The sequence below is a fragment of the Novosphingobium sp. YAF33 genome (assembly GCF_052113265.1).
Taxonomy (GTDB): Bacteria; Pseudomonadota; Alphaproteobacteria; order Sphingomonadales; family Sphingomonadaceae; genus Novosphingobium.
Genome location: NZ_JBFRCW010000002.1, coordinates 458,859 through 476,708 on the forward strand (window position 1 = coordinate 458,859; position 17,850 = coordinate 476,708).

A 17,850-nucleotide genomic window follows, 5' to 3' on the forward strand; every position below is an offset into this window, starting at 1 on the left:
TCTCCTCCGGCCCGACATTTCGGCCATGGTGGAGGATCGTCATGAAGGCATTGCTCGCCCTGGTTTCGATCGCGTCCCTTGCGGCCCCGGCTGGCCCGCCCGCGACGAACTGGCCCTTTGCCGCCGCCCGTCTCACCGATGCGCAGGGCACCGCATGAGCGGCCCGCAGGCAAAGACGGCCCGGCATCGGCAAGACAGGCCGGATAACGGTTCACCGAAACCCAAAACATGGAAGGGGAAAGCAGCGGCATGACGGTTTCCAAGGAAGCGATCCTGGGTGTCATTGCGGAAGAGTCCGGGCTCGATCCCGCTGCCTTGCGGCCTGACGCCACGTTCGAACAGCTCGACATAGGCTCGCTCGACGTCGCCAGCACGCTCTTCATCATCGAGGACAAGTTCGGCGTGGAAGTCGATCCCGACAAGCTCGATCCTAATTCCACCATCGCCGATTTCGTGGACCTCGTGATGCGACTGGCCCCTTCGTGAGCCGCAAGGTCGTCCTGACCGGCTTCGGCTGCGTCAGCGGCCTGGGCATCGGCCTGGCGCAGACCTGGCGCAAGCTGGCCGCAGGCAAAGGGGCGATCCGGCCATGGCGGCGCGAGGCGCCCGAAGGCCATCCCGCCTGGCGGATCGACGGCCCCGCCGCCCGTGTCGACGCCGAGGCCTGCCGCATGGCCCTGGAACAGGCGGTGGGCGACAAGGACGACCTCCGGCCGCTGGGGCAGCTCGATCCCCTGTCGCTCCACGCGCTGACGGCCGGACTGGAGGCGGTAGAGGCCGCCGGGCTGCGCGGCCATCCCTCGCTGGCGCGGCGCACGGCCATCCTGATCGGCTGCGGCAGCGGCGGCAATGCGACGATGGACCAGGCCTACGAGCGCCTCTACGCCCGCGACCTGGCGAAAGTTCATCCGCAGACGATCCCCGCTTCGATGATCTCGGCCCCCGCCAGCCACCTGGCCATGGTGCTGGGCGTTCACGGGCCGACGTTCGTGATCGCCAGCGCCTGCGCCTCTTCCGCCCATGCCCTGGGAGAGGCGATGCACATGATCCGTTCCGGCCGCGCGGACGTGGCCATAGCCGGGGGCAGCGAGGCCTGCCTCACGCTCGGCTCGTGGACGGCGTGGAGCGCGGTGGGAGTGATGGCGGACGATACCTGCCGGCCCTTCTCGAAAGACCGTAAGGGCATGGTGCTGGGCGAAGGCGCGGCCGTGGTGGTGCTGGAAAGCGAAGACCATGCCCGGGCGCGGGGCGCGAATATCCTGGGCGAACTGGCAGGCTACGGCACCAGCAGCGACGCCGCCGACATGACCGCGCCGGACCGCGAAGGTATAGAAACCGCGATCCGCGCCGCGCACGAGGACGCCGGGATCGCTCCGGAAGTGCCCGCGCTGATCTCCACGCACGGAACCGGCACGCGGCTGAACGACCCCGTGGAAGCCGCGGCGATCCGGGCGATCTACGGCCGCTCGCTGGAAGCAAGCACGGTGATCGCCACCAAGTCCGCCCACGGCCACCTGATCGGCGCGACGGCGGCCATGGAATTCGTCATCGGCATGGAGGCCCTGGCGCGTGGGGCCGCGCCGCCGGTGCTCAACCATCTCGGTGCCGCCCCGGATTGCGACCTGCCGCTGGCCCTTGCCGAAGCCTCGCCCGGTGCCGTGCCGATAGACCACCGGGTGCTGGTCTCGAACAGCTTCGCCTTCGGCGGCCTCAACGCCGTGCTGATCGGCCGGCTCCCGTCATGACCGCAACCGCCCATATCAACGCCATCGGCACCGCCGTCCCGCCTCACCAGGTCCACGACGCCTTCGTCGCCTTCGTGCGCTCTGCCCTTCGCGAGCCGGCGCATTTGCGCCTGTTCGACCGCATGGTGTCGCGCTCGGGGATCGACCGGCGATTCTCGTTCATCGAACCGGAAGTGCTGCCCGACGGGCAGCTCACCGACCGGGAACGTTTCTACGGCCTTGGCGACTGGCCCTCCACGGCCGAGCGCATGGCCCGCTACGAACGAGACGCCCCGGCGCTGGCGCTCCAGGCGGTGCGGGCGCTCAGCCCCGACATCGCCGCCGAGGGGATCACGCATCTTGTCATGGCATCCTGCACCGGCTTCGTCGCGCCGGGGCTGGACCAGTTGCTGGTGGCGCAGACCGGCATCGATCCCGCCGTCGAACGCACCGTGGTCGGGTTCATGGGCTGCTATGCGGCGGTGAACGCCCTGCGGCTGGCGCATCATATCGTGCGCTCCGAACCGGAAGCCCGGGTGCTGGTGGTGAACCTGGAGCTGTGCACGATCCATTTCCAGCGCACGCAGGACCTCGAAAAGCTGCTGTCCATGCTGCTGTTCGGAGACGGCGCGGCAGCGGCGCTGGTCACCGCCGAACCCAGGGGCGTGGCGCTCACCGATTTCCGTTCCGCCGCGATAGCCGGCTCGGCCGAGGCGATCACCTGGCGCATCGGCGATCAGGGCTTCGACATGCACCTCGATGGGCGCGTGCCCAGTTTCATCGCCAATGCCCTTCGCGCCGAGCGCAGCCGCAACGACGATCAGGGGATCTTCCGGGATCTGGCGCCGGAAGACTACGACCTCTGGGCGGTCCATGCCGGTGGCCGCACGATCCTGGACGCGGTGGAACGCGCGCTGGAGCTGCCCCCCGCAGCGCTTGGCCCTTCGCGCGACGTGCTGCGGCGCTATGGCAACATGTCCTCGGCCACGCTGATGTTCGTGCTGGCAGCGATGATCGAGAGCCATGCGGGCGCGGCGCCGCAGGACGATGAGGGCGACTTCCGCAAAGCAAAGGCCAAAGGCAACGGCATCGCCATGGCCTTCGGCCCCGGACTCGCGGCCGAGAGCTTCCGGTTCACAATGGTCCCCCGCTAGCCATGCGCGGCCTTCGCCATCGCTCCCACGAGGCGGAATGGATGGATGGCGAAGCCGTGACCGCGCAGGAATTCGCCGCCTGCATCGAGGACCTGGCCCAGGTCAACACCGTCACCCTGGCGCGCCCGCCGACCCTGGCCTTCCTGGACCGTGCTTTCGCCGCCACGCCGCCCGCCCGCACGCTGACCGTGGTGGATGTGGGCTACGGCGCGGGCGACATGCTGCGCGCGCTGGCGCGGCACGGGCGGAAACGGGGGCGTTCGCTGCGGCTGATCGGCTTCGACATCAACCCCCGCAGCGAACCCGTGGCCCGCCGCCTGACGCCGCCCGATCTTACCATCGACTTTCGCACCGGGGACGCTTTCGCCATGGCGGCGGACGAGCCGGTGGACCTGGTGGTGAGTTCGCTCGTCACGCACCACATGGACGACGCCGGGATCGTGGCATTCCTGGAATGGATGGAGCGCAAGGCCGCGCTCGGCTGGTTCGTCAACGACCTGCACCGGCACTGGTTCGCCTATCACGGCTTCTCGCTGCTGGCGGGGGCGGTGCGCTGGCATCCTTTCGTCCGCCACGATGGGCCGCTCTCCATCGCCCGCGCCTTTCGCCGCGAGGACTGGGCCCTGCTGCTGGCCGCCGCGGGGCTGGAGGATCGCGCCGAGGTCCATTGGCGCTTCCCGTTCCGCTACTGCGTGGAGCGGCGGAAATGGTAGGCCCGGACGATCCGGCCGGATCGGACGTCGCCGTGCTGGGCGGCGGCCCCGCGGGTGCCTCGGCCGCCTTGCGGCTGGCGCGGGCAGGGGCGCGCGTCCAGCTGTTCGAGCGCCAGGCCGGGCCGCACCACAAGGTCTGCGGCGAATTCCTTTCGGTGGAAGCCCAGCGTGACTTGCGCGACATGGCCTTCGAGCCGCTTCGGCTGGGCGCCGTGGCGATCGACCGGGTGCGGCTGGTCAACGGGCGCAGCAGCGCGGAATCGCGCCTGCCCTTCACCGGGCTCGGGGTGAGCCGGCTGCTCCTCGACGAGGCCCTGCTGGAAGCCGCGAAAGCGGCCGGGGCCGAAGTGCGGCGCGGGGTGAAAGTGATCGGCCTGGACGCGGCGGGCATGGACACCAGCGCGGGCCGGTTCGATGCGCCGGCGCGGTTCCTCGCCACCGGCAAGCACGATATTCGCGGTGCCGGAAGGGAGCCCGCCGGTGGCGGCAGCTCCGGCTATGTGGGCTTCAAGATGCACTGGCGCATCACGCCCGAGCAGGACGCCGCGCTGGGCAATGCCGTGGAACTGGTGTTCGTCGAGGGCGGCTATCTGGGGCTGCAGCGCGTGGCCGCGCGGGTGATGAACTTCTGCGTGCTGGTCCGCAAGGACCGCTTCGGCGGTTCCTGGAGCGCGCTGCTGGCCGAACTCGGGCGCGACGAGCATGTCGCGCGGCGGCTCGACGGCGCCAGCGAACTGTTCGAGCGGCCCTGCTCGATCGCCGGCCTGCCTTACGGCTATGTCCACCGCCCCTCGGAAGATCGCGACGGCCTGTTCCGGCTGGGCGACCAGGCCGTGCTCACCGCGCCGCTCACCGGGGACGGCATGGCCATCGCCTTGCGCAGCGCGGCCCTGGCGGTGGAGGCATGGCTCGCCGGACTTTCTTCCGCCGACTATACCCGCCGCCTGCGCCGCGAAGTGGCGCCGCAAGTCCGCAAGGCCATGGCGCTCCACCGGGTGACGGGCCTGCCCATCGCGGCGCGGCTGGCCTCGGGCCTGCTCGGGCTATGGCCGCCCCTGCTCGGCCGTCTCGCCGCGGCGACCCGGCTGCGGGAGAGCGCCTCGCGTTGAGACGCTCCCGTTACGTCGCCACAGCGCCCTGATCGAATGGAGAGGTCAGCCCGCCGCCGCCCTTTGATAGGCTTGCGCGCAAGAGGATGATAACGGCTGGTGGGCGCTGGAAAAATCGCCCCGTGAAAGGATCTGTCGATGGCGAACGTGGCAATCACCGGGGCGGGGCGCGGCATCGCGCTGGAACTCGTCAAACTGCATCTGGCGAAGGGCGACCGTGTCTTCGCCCTGCTGCGCGATCCCGATGGTGCAGACGCACTTCGCGGCGTTGCCGCAGGCTCGGGCGGGAAAGTGACGCTTCACGCCATGGACGTGGCAGACGATGCCTCGGTAAGGGCAGGCGCGGCCGATACCGGCGATGCCGCGATCGATGTGCTCTACAATGTCGCGGGCGTTTCCGGCAGCACCGATTCCGAGCTGGAGAGCGCCAATTTCGCTGACTGGCTGGATGTGTTCAACGTCAACGTCAATGGCCCGATGCGGGTGTTCCAGGCCTTCCTGCCGCGCCTCGGATCCGGCGCGAAAGTGGTGAGCTTCGGCAGCCAGGTCGGCGCCTCGACCTGGCCCTATCCGGGCTACGAGGCCTATTCCGCCTCCAAGGCCGCCCTGCACCGGCTGATGGTTTCGGTGGCCCTGGGCACCAAAGACCGCGGCATCATCGCGATCAGCGTGCACCCCGGCTGGGTCCAGACCGACATGGGCGGCCCCGCCGCCGAACTCACCCCGCTGGAAAGCGCGCAGGGCATCGCCGCCCTGGCGCAGCGGCTGACACCGGAAATGTCGGGCGGGTTCTACAAGTGGAACGGCGAAACCCACGCCTGGTAACCGGGAGAACCGTGCAATGGCCTTTACCGGACCGCTGGAAGACCGCATCCTGATCCGCGAACTGCTGGACACATATGCCCACGGCGTGATGACGCGCGATGCCGAAACCTGGGGCGGAACCTGGGCGGAGGATGCCTATTGGGCGCTTCCCGAGTTCCCGGACCTGGGCGGCTATTCGGGCAAGGCGGCCATTGTCGCGGCCTGGGTGGAATCGATGAAACGCTATGGGCTGGGCGGCGGCGAGCGAGCGATGATCTATGTCGCCCACCCGGGCGAGATTCGCGTCGCGGGCGATGCTGCGACCGCGATCTCCTATACCTCGGAAATCTTCGAAGACCCCGCTTCCGGCAAGACCCTGCGCCTGCGCGGCCGCTATGCTGACGAATTGGCGCGGATCGAGGGATCCTGGCGCTTCACGCGCCGTGAATATACCACGATGGACGCGCGGGAGGATTGAAACGGCGGCTGAACGGCAGATACCTTCCGACATGCGAATCCTTCAGGGCTCCTGCCTCTGCGGCGCTTGCACGTACGAGGTGGAGGACGACTTCGAATATGCGCTGATCTGCCACTGCTCGCAGTGCCGCCGGGCGACGGGAGCAGGGTCCAAGCCTTTCGCCGGCATTCGGGCAGAGCGGCTGCGCGTCCACGCGCCCGAGCGGCTTCTGCGTTATGGCGAGAGTGGCGAGGGCGAACGGGGCAGCCATGACGGCCACTGCGCGCGCTGCGGATCGCTGTTGTTCTCCCTCGTTCGCAAACAGCGATATGTCCATGTGACGCTGGGCACTTTGCTGGACAGCCCGACCATCCGGCCCAGCGCGCATATCTTCGCCGGTTCCAAGGCCGATTGGGACCCGATCTGCGACGGCCTGCCGATGTTCGACGCTTTTCCTCCCGACTAGGGATCGAGCACCGACACCGACTCGCTTACGCTGAAAGCCCGGATCCGCTCGCGGTCGAACAGGCGCGCCTCGTCCTCGGCGATCATCGCCTGGGTCTCGGGCTCGGCCAGGGCGGCGAAGCAGGCATCGCGCGCAGCTTCGTCGGGAAAGTCGATCTCCATCACCACGTCGGCATCGCAAGGCTGGTCCACGCCGTCGAGCGGGGCGAGGTAGCGGCGCACGTAGCGCGTGGCATGGCCGGCCAGCACCCTTTCGCCGATGCGGCGGTGGTGGCTTTCGTAATAGGCGCGGAATTGCTCCCGGCTCATGCCCTCGCGGCGCTTGAGCAGGGTGATGACGGTGACGGTCATGCCAGTCTGTCCAACCAGCCGCGCGTGGCATCGAGCACGGCCTTGGCGCGCAAGGCCGGATGGCTGAACGCCTCGCGCAGCGCGGCCGAGCGCAATTCGATGGACAGCGGCACGTCCGCCGGCAGCGCTTCCAGCAGCGCCGCCAGGGGCAGAGCGCCTTCCCCGCATTGCTCGCGAAAGTCCACGGCATCGGCGATCACGGCGGCAAAATCGCCGGGATCGGGCCGCGTCGCCCGGGCATCGCAGAACTGGGCATAAGGCAGCAGCGCCGGATCGATCGCGGCCACTTCGGCCGCCGTCGTGCCCGAGCGGTCGACATGGATCGGATCGACCAGCACCGCCGCCAGCGGATGATCCACGCGCCCGATCACCGCGAGCGCCTGCTTCAGGTTCCGGACCTCGGTAAAGATGCCGAACTCCAGCGCCACGCGCATACCGGATCCCTCGGCATGGCGGCACAGTGCTGACAGCTTCGCCGCCGCGGCGCCGTGGTCGGGATCGGAGGAAACGCAGAGCACGTTCCCAGCGCCCAGCTCCGCGCCCACATCGATCACGCGGCGATGATCGTCCAGCGCGGAGTCCGGCTTGATCCACACCACTTCCACGTCGAGCACCGGCATCCCGGTGCGCGCCAGCGCCGCGCGGGCCTCGCGGGTGTGCCGTGCGGTCCATGTCTCGGGGTCTATCCAGAGACCGACGGCGTCGAACCCCGTCGCCGCACCGGCCTCCACCACGTCGACCGCGCCGAATTCGGGCAGCACGCCCGAGGCGAGCGAGAGCTTGCGCGCCATCTGTCCCGCCCGCCCTACATCTGCGGTTCGGGAAGGGAGGCGTCGTCCTGGAGGTACCAGTTCAGCCACTCGTGGAAGTACTGGTTGCCTCTTTCATTGCGGCCGAAAGTCAGGTCGTCATGTGCGCCGGATTCCAGGCCTTTCTGGATCTCCAGCCCGATCACGTAGTCTTCCTGATAGGTCACATCGCGGAAGAAGTTCATGGCCGCTTCCACGCCCTCGCGGTCGGCCTCGTCGCGGATGGGATCGCGGCGCAGGTAGTTCAGCACCGTGCGGTTGCGGTCCGGCGTCGGCCCCGGGAAAAGCTGGGCGACCTGGGTGATCTCCGGCGCGATGAAGATCGAGACATTGGGGAAGAAGATGCGCACGAAATCGTAGCCGTAGTTCTCCTTGTTGCCCCATTCCGCGCGCGGCACGTCCTTCAGCTGCTCGGCGATCGAGTGCTGGGGAAAGCCGATGCGGATGTTCGGACCGAAGCCTTCGTAATGCGTGCAGTTGGACGGCGTGCGCGGGAAGATCGTTTCGGGATGGAGCGACTGGAAGTGATAGCCTTCCAGATAGCCGTCGAAGGCGATCTTCCAGTTCGCGCCCTCGATGGTGCGGTTGCCCAGATAGGTCCAGTCCGCGAAGTCCAGCGCGTCGAAATCCTCCAGAAAGCCCCGGAAATGGTTGTCGAGGTCCATCGGCGCATTGGGCGTGAGGCAGACGAAGATCATGCCGCTGCGCTCCTCGCAGGGAAGCTGGCGCAGGCCCATTTCGGCCTTGTCGACCTGGCCGAACGTGCTCGCCTCGGAAATGCCGAGCAGGCGGCCGTCGGCCCCGTAAGTCCAGGCGTGGTACTTGCAGGTGAAGCGCGCGCAGTTGCCGTGTCCGTCGGCGGCCACGGGCGCACCGCGATGCGAACAGACGTTGAGGAAGGCGCGCACCTGCCCCTGTTTGTCGCGGGTGATCAGCACCGGCAGGCCGACGGCCTCCATCGCCTTGTAATCGCCCGGATTCGGCATTTCCGCCGTGAAGGCCAGCATCAGCGGCACGCGCTTGAACACCAGCTCCATCTCGGCGTTGAACTGGTCCCTGTCGGTATAGCTGGCGGTGGGGACCTTGAACGTCCGGTCCGTCTGGAAGGTCTTCCTGTTCTCGACATAGTCGAGCATGATTTCGGCGACATCGCCAATCTGCTTCACGCGGTCCACTCGGTCCTCTCCCGCATCGTTATCGACTGCGATCCTGTGCGCCGCCGCGAGTGGCGGCAAGCTGCGCAAGGTGATAGGTCGAACAGAAAGCTTGGTACTTTGGCCAGTTGGCCGCGACCACCGGCAAGGGCAGTCATCGGCGATGATGGAGAGGAACGACAGCCCCTGGGCGTGGCTCGAAACGCCGCCGCAGCACCTTGCCGCCTATGCCGGTACCGGCGTCTGGGACGAACGCACGATCGCGCAGCAGGCCGCCGCGCTGGCCGAGGCGGACCCAGACTTCGTGGCCCTGATCGACGGCGATGTTTCCGTCACCCGCGCGCAGGCGTTGGCCGATGCCGAGGCTCTTTCGGCCGCGCTACATGCGCGCGGATTGCGGCCGGGCGATGTGCTGGCCTTCCAGGTGCCGAACTGGCGCGAAGCGATGGTCATCAACCTGGCCGCCGCGATGTCGGGCCTGGTCGTCAACCCGATCGTGCCGATCTACCGCGACCATGAAGTCACGCAGATGCTGGCCGACTGCCGCGCCGCCGCGCTGTTCGTGCCGGCCGCCTTCCGCAAGTTCGACTATGCCGCCATGGCCGCGCGCATCGCCGCCGATCTGCCGGACTTGCGCCATGTCTTCACTGTGCGCGGCAGCGGCGGAAACGACTATGCCGCGCTGGTCGCGGAAGGACGCGGCGCTCGCTTCGACCGGCCCGCCGTCGATCCGCTGGGCGTGAAGATGGTTCTCTACACCTCGGGCACCACCGGCAGGCCCAAGGGCGTGCTGCATAGCCATGTGTCCATCGCCCGCATCCTGCGGACAAGCGCCGCGCACTGGGGCTTCGCGTCCGGCGAGGCGGCGCTGATGCCCTCGCCCGTCACGCATGTCTCCGGCTATGCCAACGGACTGGAAGCGCCTTTCGTCTGCGGCACGCGCACGGTGCTGATGGAAAGCTGGAACGCCGGCGAGGCGCTGGCACTGATCGACCGGCACCGGCTGGTCGGCACCGTGGCGGCGACCCCGTTCCTGGTCGAACTGGCGGCGGCGGCACGCGAATCGGGCAATCCGCTTCCCTCGTTCCGCTTCTTCGCTTGCGGCGGCGCGGCGGTTCCGGCCGACCTCATCCCCGCTGCCAACGCCGCCTTCGCGCAGTGCCGCGCCTTCCGCGTCTTCGGTGCCTCGGAAGTGCCGCTGGTGACGTTCGGCTGGCCGCACGACGAGCACCTGGCCGCCACCACCGACGGCAAAGTGGTCGATTACGAAGTCCGCATCGTCGATGACGAGGACCACGCCCTGCCCGATGGCCAGGAGGGCGAAATCCTTGCGCGCGGGCCCGGCATGTTGCTGGGCTATGCCGACGCCGGCCAGACGCGCGAGGCGATCACCGCGGACGGCTTCTTCCGCACCGGCGACCTCGGCGTGCGCACGGCCGAGGGGGCAATCACGGTGACCGGCCGCAAGAAGGACCTGATCATCCGCGGCGGCGAGAATATCTCCGCCAAGGAGATCGAGGACGTGCTCCACGCCCATCCGCTGGTGCGCGAGGCCGCCGTCGTCGCCATGCCGCATGCGCGGCTGGGTGAAGGTGTCTGCGCTTACGTGATCGCGGCGGAGGGCCTGATTTCGGCCGAGGATCTGGCCGCCCATGTCGCGGGGAGCGGCCTGGCGCGGCAGAAGATCCCGGAGCGCTTCGAATTCCGCGGCGATTTCCCGCGCACCGCTTCCGGCAAAGTGCGCAAGGACCTGCTGCGTGAGGATGTGCGGGCGAAGATGTGCGTGCGGTGACGCCGCCCGGGACCTGACCCGGGCGGAACGGCGCCCGGTCTATCCTTCCAAGGCTCCCGCCACGGCCGCCTCGATCTCGCTCTTCATCGGATTGCGCCGCAAGGTCAGGCCGCCGTTCACCTGCAGGTTCTCGCCGGTCATGAAGCACTCGTCGCTGGCGAGCCAGACGGCGGCGGCGGCGATGTCGTCGGACGTGCCGATGCGGCCGAGCGGATAGCCGGCGAGGAACGCGTCGAACAGGCCGGGCACCTGCTTGGCATCGGCAGTCATCGGCGTATCGGTCAGACCCGGCGAGATCGAGTTCGCCCGCACCCCCTCGTGCCCGAACTCGTTCGCCACGCAGCGTATCACATGGTCGGTCCCCGCCTTGGTGCCCATGTAGGCGGCGTGGTCGTCCAGCATGATCGTTGCCGTGGCGGAACTGATCTGGATGATCGAGCCGCCCTCCCCGCCCCGGCTGCGCGCCATGCGCCGCAGCATCGCCTGGAAGAAATGGAACGGCCCCACGTACTGGAGCATGGTCATCGCCATCACATCCTCATGCGTGGTGTCCAGGAACGGCTTCAGCAGCCCCCAGCCCGTGGCGTTGAGGGCAATGTCGATGCCGCCCAGCTTCGCGGCGGCGGTCTCGGCCAGCCCCTCCACGCTCTGCGCGTCGGTGAGGTCGCACGCGGCCCATTCGCAGTGGTTGCGCGCAGCGAAGTCGGCCAGAACCGCTTCCTTGCGGCCCGAAACCAGCACGCGTGCGCCTTCCGCGATGAAGCGCCGGGCGATGTGCTGGCCCATGTTGTCCGGGCTGCTGGCGCCCAGAATCACGGCGCGCTTGCCTTGCAGTCGTCCCATCGTTCTCTCCCGGTTGTTCCATGGGGCTAGCACGGCGGGCGGCGCGCCGTTCCTGACCAAAATAGGAGTGGCCCCCGCCCCTTCGAGAGGCGACAACCGGCGCACAGAACAACGCGCGAAGGCAGAGGACAGGCAGCCATGGATCTTGGACTGAAGGGCAAGAAAGTCATTCTCACCGGCGGCAGCCGCGGCATCGGCCGTGCGGCGCTGGAAGTCTTCGCGGAGGAGGGCTGCGACATCGCATTCTTCTCGCGCAACGCCGAACAAGTGGCGGAAACCGTCGAGTCGCTCGCCCGCCACGGCGGCATCGTGGTCGGTGAGGCGCTCGACATGCTGGACCACGACGCTTACGTCGAATGGCTGAAATCCGCCGCTGAAAAGCTGGGCGGCTGCGACGTGTTCGTGCCCGGCGCCAGCGCCTCCGGCTCCGGCGCGACCGGAGACTGGGAAGCCTGCTTCGCCGCCGACATCAAGGGCACCGTGCTCGGCTGCGAGACCCTGCAGCCCTGGCTGGAGAAATCGGGCGCCGGCGCCATCGTCATCATGGCCTCCACCGCCGGGACCGAGACGTTCATCGTGCCCCAGGCCTTCAACGCGATGAAGGCGGCGCTGATCGCCTATTCCGGTCAGCTCAGCCAGATGGTCGGCCCGATGGGCATTCGCGTGAACTGCGTCTCGCCCGGCCCGATCAAGTTCCCCGGCGGCAACTGGGAAGCCATCGGCCAGGCCATGCCCGAGCTTTACCAGGCCACCGAAGCCGCATTCGCGCTGGGCCGCTGGGGCGGACCGGAGGAAGTGGCGCGCACCATCGTCTTCCTCGCCAGCGCAGCCTCGTCCTACACCACCGGCACCAATGTCGTGGTCGATGGCGGCTATACCAAGCGCGTGCAGTTCTAGGCGTTACCCTCCAAGCACGGAGCTGACGGCGGACCGCAAGGTCCGCCGTCTTTTTTCGCGGTGGCGCGCGGAGCGACGAGGTCTTCGGTTGATCGGCCGCTCGCAGGCCCGCGCTCAGGCGATCCGCAACACCAGCTTGCCCGTATTCGCCCCGGAAAACAGCCGCATGAACGCCGCATAGGCGTTCTCCAGCCCTTCCTGCACGTCCTCATCCGCGCGGAGCCGCCCTTCCGCCAGCCACTGCGCCATCTGCGCGCCGCCCTCAGCAAAGCGGTGGGCGTAGTCGGCGATCAGGAAGCCGTGCACCGTCGCCCGCCGCGTCAGCACCTGCCAGAGATTGCGCAGGCCCAGCTTCTCCGGCGCGTTGTATTCGCTGATGAGTCCGCAGAGCACGATCCGCGCATGAAGCGCGAGGTTGAACACTTCCGCCTCCAGCACCGGCCCTCCCACGTTCTCGAACACGATATCGGCGCCGTCCGGCGCCGCTTCGGCAATCGCGGCGACGAGGGCTGCGTGGTCCTTGCCCTTGTAGTCCACGGCGGCGTCGAAGCCGTAGTCCTCGATCAGGCGGCGGCACTTCTCCGCCCCGCCCGCGATGCCGACCACCCGGCAACCGGCGATCTTGCCAAGCTGGCCCACGGCGGACCCCACTGCTCCGGCCGCGCCGGACACCAGCAGCGTCTCGCCTTCGCGCGGCTGGGCCACTTCCAGCAGGCCGAAATAGGCCGTCAGCCCCACCGCGCCCAGCGCCGAGAGATAGTTCGAGGGGGAGGCCACCGCAGCGACGTCGATCGCCATGGTGAACCCGCCCGGCATCGCCACCGAATAGTCCTCCAGTGCGTTCAGCCCCATCACCCATTGACCCACGCGGAACTCTGGATTGTCCGAGGCATGCACCACGCCCACCGTGGTCGCGCGAACCGCATCGCCCAGCGGGATCGGCGGCATGTAGCTGGGCGCATCGTCCATCCACCCGCGCTGCGCGGGATCGAGCGAGGCGTAGTGGTTGCGCACCAGGATACCGCCGGGCGGAGCCGCCGGCACCGCTGTTTCCACAAGGGCGAAGTCTTCCGCCGCGGGTTCTCCCCGGGGGCGGCGCGCAAGCAGGAAACGGCGGTTGGCAGTCATGACAAGGTTCTCCTCTCCAGCCTGCCTTGACTTGTCGTTCACTGGCCCTGCCGCACCTGTGCAAATGGTCAGTTCGGGTATCTCTCGAATTCGTAGCATAGTGATCAAGTAAATTCGGCTACACGAATAGTCGGGGAGAGGGAGGAAACCAATGGCATCCGCACGTCGTCGCGGAGCGTGGCTTGTCGCATTGTCGACAAGCGCGCTCACTTGCATCGTATCTCCGGCACAGGCGCAAAGCGAAATTCCGGGAGAGGCACCTGCCCCCGCTTCGGAAGCCGCCGCGCAGCCATCTCCCATCGGCGCGACCGAGATCATCGTCACCGCCCGCCGCCGCGCGGAAACGCTGCAGTCCACGCCCGTGGCCATCACCGCGGTCAACGCCGCGATGCTGGAGAACAAGGCGGCCGTCAACATCGGCGACTTGCAGGGCGCAGCACCGGGCCTGCTCATCACCCAGCAGAATTCGGGCGCGCAGGCGGCCAATATCTCGATCCGCGGCCTGACTTACGCCGATATCGAAAAGTCCCAGACGCCCACCGTGGGCGTGGTGGTGGACGGGGTGACGATCGGCACCAGCACCGGCCAGCTCCAGGACGCGTTCGACATTGCCCAGATCGAAGTTCTGCGCGGCCCGCAAGGCACGCTGTTCGGCGCCAACACCATCGGCGGCGTCATCAACATCACCCGCACCAAGCCGACCATGGAGCCCGGCGTAAAGGCCGAATTCACTTATGGCCGCTGGAACACCTGGGCGGCCAAGGCCATCGTCAATTACGGCGACGGAGAGACCTGGGGCATCAAGGGCTGGTACTTCCACAACGAATCCGACGGCTTCTACCACAACGCCATCCGCGACACCCGCGCGGGCGGCAGCAAGGGAGACAGCTATGGCGCCAGCCTGCTGTTCCAGCCCACCGGCAGCGGTTTCGACGCCCAGCTCAGCGTCGAGAACGTGGTGCAGGACTTCGAGCCGGTGGTGAGCAACCTCACCAACAGCACCGAACTGTTCTGCGGACTGATCCCGGCCAACGAGTGCAACCGCAACAACACCAGCGATCTCTACACCGTCTTCACGCTTCCCGCGAAGAGCAAGTACCGTGCGCCCAACGCCACGTTGCAGATGAATTACGACCTGGGCGCGGTGAAGCTCAGCTCGATCACCGGCTGGCGCCACAGCAAGGAAGCCCAGACCCAGGACTTCGACGGTTCCTCCACCGATCTCTACTACGTGGACCGCCGCCAGCACTATACCCAGTGGAGCCAGGAACTGCGCGCGGCGGGCAATCTCTTCACCGGCTTCGACTATGTGGTGGGCGGCTACTACTTCCATTCGAAGTACGACCTGACCCAGTGGACGCGCTTCTTCGGCTTCGATCCCTCGATCCCGCCGATGGAATTCGACCAGAACCCCCAGACCAATGTCGGCAAGACCACCAGCTACGCCTTCTTCGGAGACTTCAACTGGGCCTTTGCCGACAAGTGGCGCCTCTCGTTCGGCGGTCGCTGGTCGCATGACAACAAGAAGCTGACCAACAGCTTCGCGCAGGCCGGGCTGATCGGCTCGGGCGATGCCAACTTCACCAAGTTCACGCCCAAGATCGGCGTCGACTATCGCCCGAACGACGACGTGATGCTCTATGCCTCCTGGTCGCGCGGGTACCGTTCGGGCGGCTTCAGCCCGCGCGCGGCGACGGCGCAGACCGCCGGCACGCCGTTCCAGCCCGAAACGGTGGATGCCTATGAAATCGGCGCCAAGCTTGCCGCCTTCGACAAGCGGGTGGAAGTCAACATCGCCGGCTACATCTCCGACTACAAGGACATGCAGCAGAACCTGACCGTGCCGGGCGGCCCGCTGGGCAACCAGACGATCACCGGCAACGTGCCGGGCGGCGCGATCATCAAGGGCATCGAGATGGATGCCACCTTGCGCATCACGCCCGAACTGACGATCACCGCCTCCTCCGCCTACATGAAGTCCCACTTCCGCAACTTCGTGACCGACGGCATCAACGGCGCGCTGATCGTGCCCTTCGACTATTCCGCCAACAGGCTGATCTACGCCCCCAAGTTCACCGGCTCGGTCAATGCCGACTATTCGGTGCCCACCAGCTTCGGCAAGATCGTCGCCACGGCGGGCTGGCGCCATATCAGCCCCTATGACGAGCAGATCTCGCTCGGGCCGCTCACCCTGGCGACGGACAGCGCCGGCACGGTCACCAGCGTCGTGGTCAATGGCAACGACCCGCGCGTGCGCACCACCACGCAGGATCTGGTCGACAGCAGCCTGACCTTCAACTTCGATATCGGCGACAAGGAAGCCTATTTCCGCGTGTTCGGCCGCAATCTCCTCAACGAGAAGACCACCACTCACGCCTTCACCGTCGCCGGGCTGTTCTCGTTCGGCATGGCACTGGAACCGCGGACATACGGCGCCACGGTCGGCGTGAAATTCTAGCTCCCTGGTTCAGGAGCGGCAGGCAATTTGGAAGGATCGAAAGCATGGGTCGTCTGGAAGGCAAGATCACGCTGGTTACCGGCGCCGGGAACGAACGCGGCCTGGGCGCCGCCACCGCGCGGCGCTTCGCGGAAGAAGGGGCCTTCGTCTATGTCACCGACCTTGACGCGGGCGGCGCCGAGAGCGTCGCGGCGGCCCTGCGCGAGGCCGGCGGCCAGGCCGAGGCGCTGGCGCAGGACGTGACCAGCGAAGCGGGATGGGAAGACCTGTTCCAGGCCATCGAGAAAGGCCACGGACGGCTCGACGTGCTGGTGAACAATGCCGGCATCGCCGTGCTCAAGCCGCTGACCGCGCTGTCGCTGGCCGACTGGGAGAAGCAGAACAAGGTCAATCTCGACAGCGTATTCCTGGGCACCCGCCGGGCCGTGGAGCTGATGCGCAAGACCGGCGGCGGGGGTTCGATCGTGAACCTCTCTTCCATCGGCGGCCTCGTGGGCGTGCCGATGTGCGGGGCTTACGGCGCGGCCAAGGGCGGAGTGCGGATCTTCTCCAAGGTGGTGGCGATGGAATGCGCGGCCGAGGGCATCCGCTGCAACTCGGTCCACCCCGGCATGATCGAGACGGCCATGCAGGACGTCGCCCGCAGCGACAACCCGGAAGGCTTCAAGGAGATCGTCGCCTCGATCCCGATGAAGCGCATGGGCGCGCCGCTGGACATCGCCAACATGATCCTGTTCCTCGCCAGCGACGAAGCCAATTACATCACCGGCGGCGAATTCGTGGTGGACGGGGGCGTCACCGCGATGTGACCGGCGCGGTCGGGAAAGGACGAGTGTGGATCGCGTCGCCCCGGATCGGATCCGGGGCGACGTTTCCATGAACCGCCCGTTCCGCCTTCAGACCACTTTCACCACCACTTTGCCGATGTTCTTCCCGGTCAGCATCCGCTCGTAGGCGGTGAGCACGTTCTCGATCCCCGCCGTCTCGTCGAAACGCATCGCCAGCTTCCCGGCATCGAGCCACCCGCGCAGCACCGGCAGGAACTCGGCGCCGCGTTGCAGGAAGTCGGGAATGAAGAACCCCTCGACCCGCAGGCGCCGCATCAGGATCTGGTCGAAGCGCGCCGGCCCGGGCATCGGCGCATCGCCGTCATAGCCCGCCACCATGCCGCAGATCGCCACCCGCCCGTAGTGCGCCATATTGGGCAGCACCGCATCGAGGATCGGCCCACCGACATTGTCGAAGAAAGCGCCGATCCCGCCGTCGATCGTGGCAAGACGCGCCGCCACGTCTTCGCCGCGATAGTCGATGGCCATATCGACACCCAGGTCCTCGACCAGCCAGCGGCATTTCTCGGCGCCGCCGGCGATGCCCACCACTTTCGCACCGAGATTGCGGCCGACCTGGCAGGCCAGGCTGCCGGTGGCCCCGGCTGCGGCGGAAACGGCGAGCCATTCGCCGGGGCGCACCGCCGCCACTTCCTTCACGCCGACATAGGCCGTCCAGGCATTCATCCCCAGCGCGCCGAAGTGCTGCCGCGGATCGGCCAGCCCCTCGTCCACCGCTTCCAGCCCGGCGAGCGCAGGCACGACCACCGCCTGTTCCGCCCATTGCCCGAAGCCGCGCACCAGGGTGCCGACCGGAAAGGCAGGATCGCGCGTCTCGCTGACCCGGCCGAGCACCAGGCCCACCATCCTGGCGCCCAGCGGCAAGGGCGGCTGATAGCCGTCTGTACGCGGGCTCATCCACATGCGGGTGCCCGCGTCCATGGACAGCCACGCGGTGGCAATGCGCACTTCGCCGGGTGCCAGCGGCGCCGGGGCTTCCTCGCACAGGGTCAGGAAACGGGCGAAATCCCTATTGCCTTCGGGATGACGGTCGAGCCGCCAGAAACGATTGCCGGTCAAGGTGCCTCTCCATGGGCCGCGCGGGCCGAACCGCCACCGTCGCCCGCGCCGCCCCGGCCCGCCACCTGTGCAAACTGATAGGACT

At 67.7% G+C, this 17,850-nt stretch carries 18 protein-coding genes; 12 read left to right on the forward strand and 6 right to left on the reverse strand.

Going from position 1 to position 17,850, the window contains the following annotated elements; translation table 11 throughout:
- The first annotated feature begins 249 nt into the window (after positions 1-249).
- The 8 genes from AB4Z00_RS06210 (at position 250) to AB4Z00_RS06245 (ending at position 6,427) form a co-directional block, all read left to right on the forward strand.
- On the forward strand, positions 250-486 hold the full coding sequence (locus AB4Z00_RS06210) for an acyl carrier protein (RefSeq protein WP_442045334.1): 237 nt from the start codon (positions 250-252) through the stop codon (positions 484-486).
- Positions 483-1,745, forward strand: coding sequence for a beta-ketoacyl-[acyl-carrier-protein] synthase family protein (locus AB4Z00_RS06215; RefSeq protein ID WP_442045335.1), 1,263 nt, complete (start codon positions 483-485; stop codon positions 1,743-1,745). The genes AB4Z00_RS06210 and AB4Z00_RS06215 overlap by 4 nt, the downstream gene beginning before the upstream one ends.
- Entirely contained in the window at positions 1,742-2,878 is a 1,137-nt protein-coding gene (locus AB4Z00_RS06220; protein WP_442045336.1) for a type III polyketide synthase, read from the forward strand. The genes AB4Z00_RS06215 and AB4Z00_RS06220 overlap by 4 nt, the downstream gene beginning before the upstream one ends.
- A 41-nt stretch (positions 2,879-2,919) precedes the next feature.
- Positions 2,920-3,591: a methyltransferase domain-containing protein gene (locus AB4Z00_RS06225; protein WP_442045337.1), complete on the forward strand. Its 672-nt coding sequence runs from the start codon at positions 2,920-2,922 to the stop codon at positions 3,589-3,591.
- On the forward strand, positions 3,585-4,700 hold the full coding sequence (locus tag AB4Z00_RS06230; protein ID WP_442045338.1) for an NAD(P)/FAD-dependent oxidoreductase: 1,116 nt from the start codon (positions 3,585-3,587) through the stop codon (positions 4,698-4,700). The genes AB4Z00_RS06225 and AB4Z00_RS06230 overlap by 7 nt, the downstream gene beginning before the upstream one ends.
- A 138-nt stretch (positions 4,701-4,838) precedes the next feature.
- Entirely contained in the window at positions 4,839-5,525 is a 687-nt protein-coding gene (locus AB4Z00_RS06235; RefSeq protein WP_442045339.1) for an SDR family oxidoreductase, read from the forward strand.
- Between the two features lie 16 nt (positions 5,526-5,541).
- A complete protein-coding gene (locus AB4Z00_RS06240; RefSeq protein WP_442045340.1) occupies positions 5,542-5,982 on the forward strand; it encodes a nuclear transport factor 2 family protein in 441 nt (146 codons plus the stop codon).
- A 31-nt stretch (positions 5,983-6,013) separates the two neighbouring features.
- Positions 6,014-6,427, forward strand: coding sequence for a GFA family protein (locus AB4Z00_RS06245; protein ID WP_442045341.1), 414 nt, complete (start codon positions 6,014-6,016; stop codon positions 6,425-6,427).
- Here AB4Z00_RS06245 and AB4Z00_RS06250 read toward each other — a convergent pair.
- Genes AB4Z00_RS06250 through AB4Z00_RS06260 form a run of 3 tightly spaced genes read right to left on the reverse strand, consistent with a single transcriptional unit; the run spans position 6,424 to position 8,761 of the window.
- Positions 6,424-6,777 carry an EthD domain-containing protein gene (locus AB4Z00_RS06250; protein WP_442045342.1) on the reverse strand — a complete coding sequence of 118 codons (354 nt, stop codon included), beginning with the start codon at positions 6,775-6,777 and terminating at the stop codon, positions 6,424-6,426. The two genes, AB4Z00_RS06245 and AB4Z00_RS06250, sit on opposite strands and share 4 nt — an antisense overlap.
- The gene (locus AB4Z00_RS06255; RefSeq protein ID WP_442045343.1) at positions 6,774-7,568 is read right to left on the reverse strand and encodes a sugar phosphate isomerase/epimerase family protein; all 795 of its coding nucleotides are present in this window, start codon (positions 7,566-7,568) and stop codon (positions 6,774-6,776) included. The genes AB4Z00_RS06250 and AB4Z00_RS06255 overlap by 4 nt, the downstream gene beginning before the upstream one ends.
- 14 nt (positions 7,569-7,582) lie before the next feature.
- Positions 7,583-8,761 carry an aromatic ring-hydroxylating oxygenase subunit alpha gene (locus AB4Z00_RS06260; protein WP_132267566.1) on the reverse strand — a complete coding sequence of 393 codons (1,179 nt, stop codon included), beginning with the start codon at positions 8,759-8,761 and terminating at the stop codon, positions 7,583-7,585.
- A gap of 142 nt (positions 8,762-8,903) precedes the next feature.
- Here AB4Z00_RS06260 and AB4Z00_RS06265 point away from each other — a divergent pair, with 142 nt between their 5' ends.
- Positions 8,904-10,532, forward strand: a complete 1,629-nt coding sequence (locus tag AB4Z00_RS06265; RefSeq protein ID WP_442045344.1) for an AMP-binding protein — start codon at positions 8,904-8,906, stop codon at positions 10,530-10,532.
- Positions 10,533-10,571: 39 nt separating this feature from the next.
- Here AB4Z00_RS06265 and AB4Z00_RS06270 read toward each other — a convergent pair whose 3' ends face one another.
- Positions 10,572-11,375, reverse strand: coding sequence for an SDR family NAD(P)-dependent oxidoreductase (locus tag AB4Z00_RS06270; RefSeq protein WP_442045345.1), 804 nt, complete (start codon positions 11,373-11,375; stop codon positions 10,572-10,574).
- Between the two features lie 138 nt (positions 11,376-11,513).
- Between AB4Z00_RS06270 and AB4Z00_RS06275 the strand changes: the two genes are divergently transcribed.
- Positions 11,514-12,272 (forward strand): SDR family NAD(P)-dependent oxidoreductase, encoded by a 759-nt coding sequence (locus AB4Z00_RS06275; protein ID WP_132267571.1) that lies wholly within the window; start codon positions 11,514-11,516, stop codon positions 12,270-12,272.
- Positions 12,273-12,386: 114 nt separating this feature from the next.
- On the opposite strand, the gene AB4Z00_RS06280 is transcribed toward AB4Z00_RS06275, so the two are convergent.
- A complete protein-coding gene (locus tag AB4Z00_RS06280) occupies positions 12,387-13,400 on the reverse strand; it encodes an NADP-dependent oxidoreductase (RefSeq protein WP_132267573.1) in 1,014 nt (337 codons plus the stop codon).
- 151 nt (positions 13,401-13,551) lie between these two features.
- On the opposite strand from AB4Z00_RS06280, the gene AB4Z00_RS06285 reads away from it, so the two are divergent.
- Entirely contained in the window at positions 13,552-15,858 is a 2,307-nt protein-coding gene (locus AB4Z00_RS06285) for a TonB-dependent receptor (RefSeq protein WP_132267575.1), read from the forward strand.
- A gap of 44 nt (positions 15,859-15,902) precedes the next feature.
- Positions 15,903-16,667, forward strand: a complete 765-nt coding sequence (locus AB4Z00_RS06290) for an SDR family NAD(P)-dependent oxidoreductase (RefSeq protein WP_314467291.1) — start codon at positions 15,903-15,905, stop codon at positions 16,665-16,667.
- 87 nt (positions 16,668-16,754) lie between these two features.
- Here the strand turns inward: AB4Z00_RS06290 and AB4Z00_RS06295 are convergent, their stop codons facing one another.
- Complete coding sequence (locus AB4Z00_RS06295; RefSeq protein ID WP_442045346.1) at positions 16,755-17,765, reverse strand: NADP-dependent oxidoreductase; 1,011 nt, start codon at positions 17,763-17,765, stop codon at positions 16,755-16,757.
- Positions 17,766-17,850: the final 85 nt, after the last annotated feature.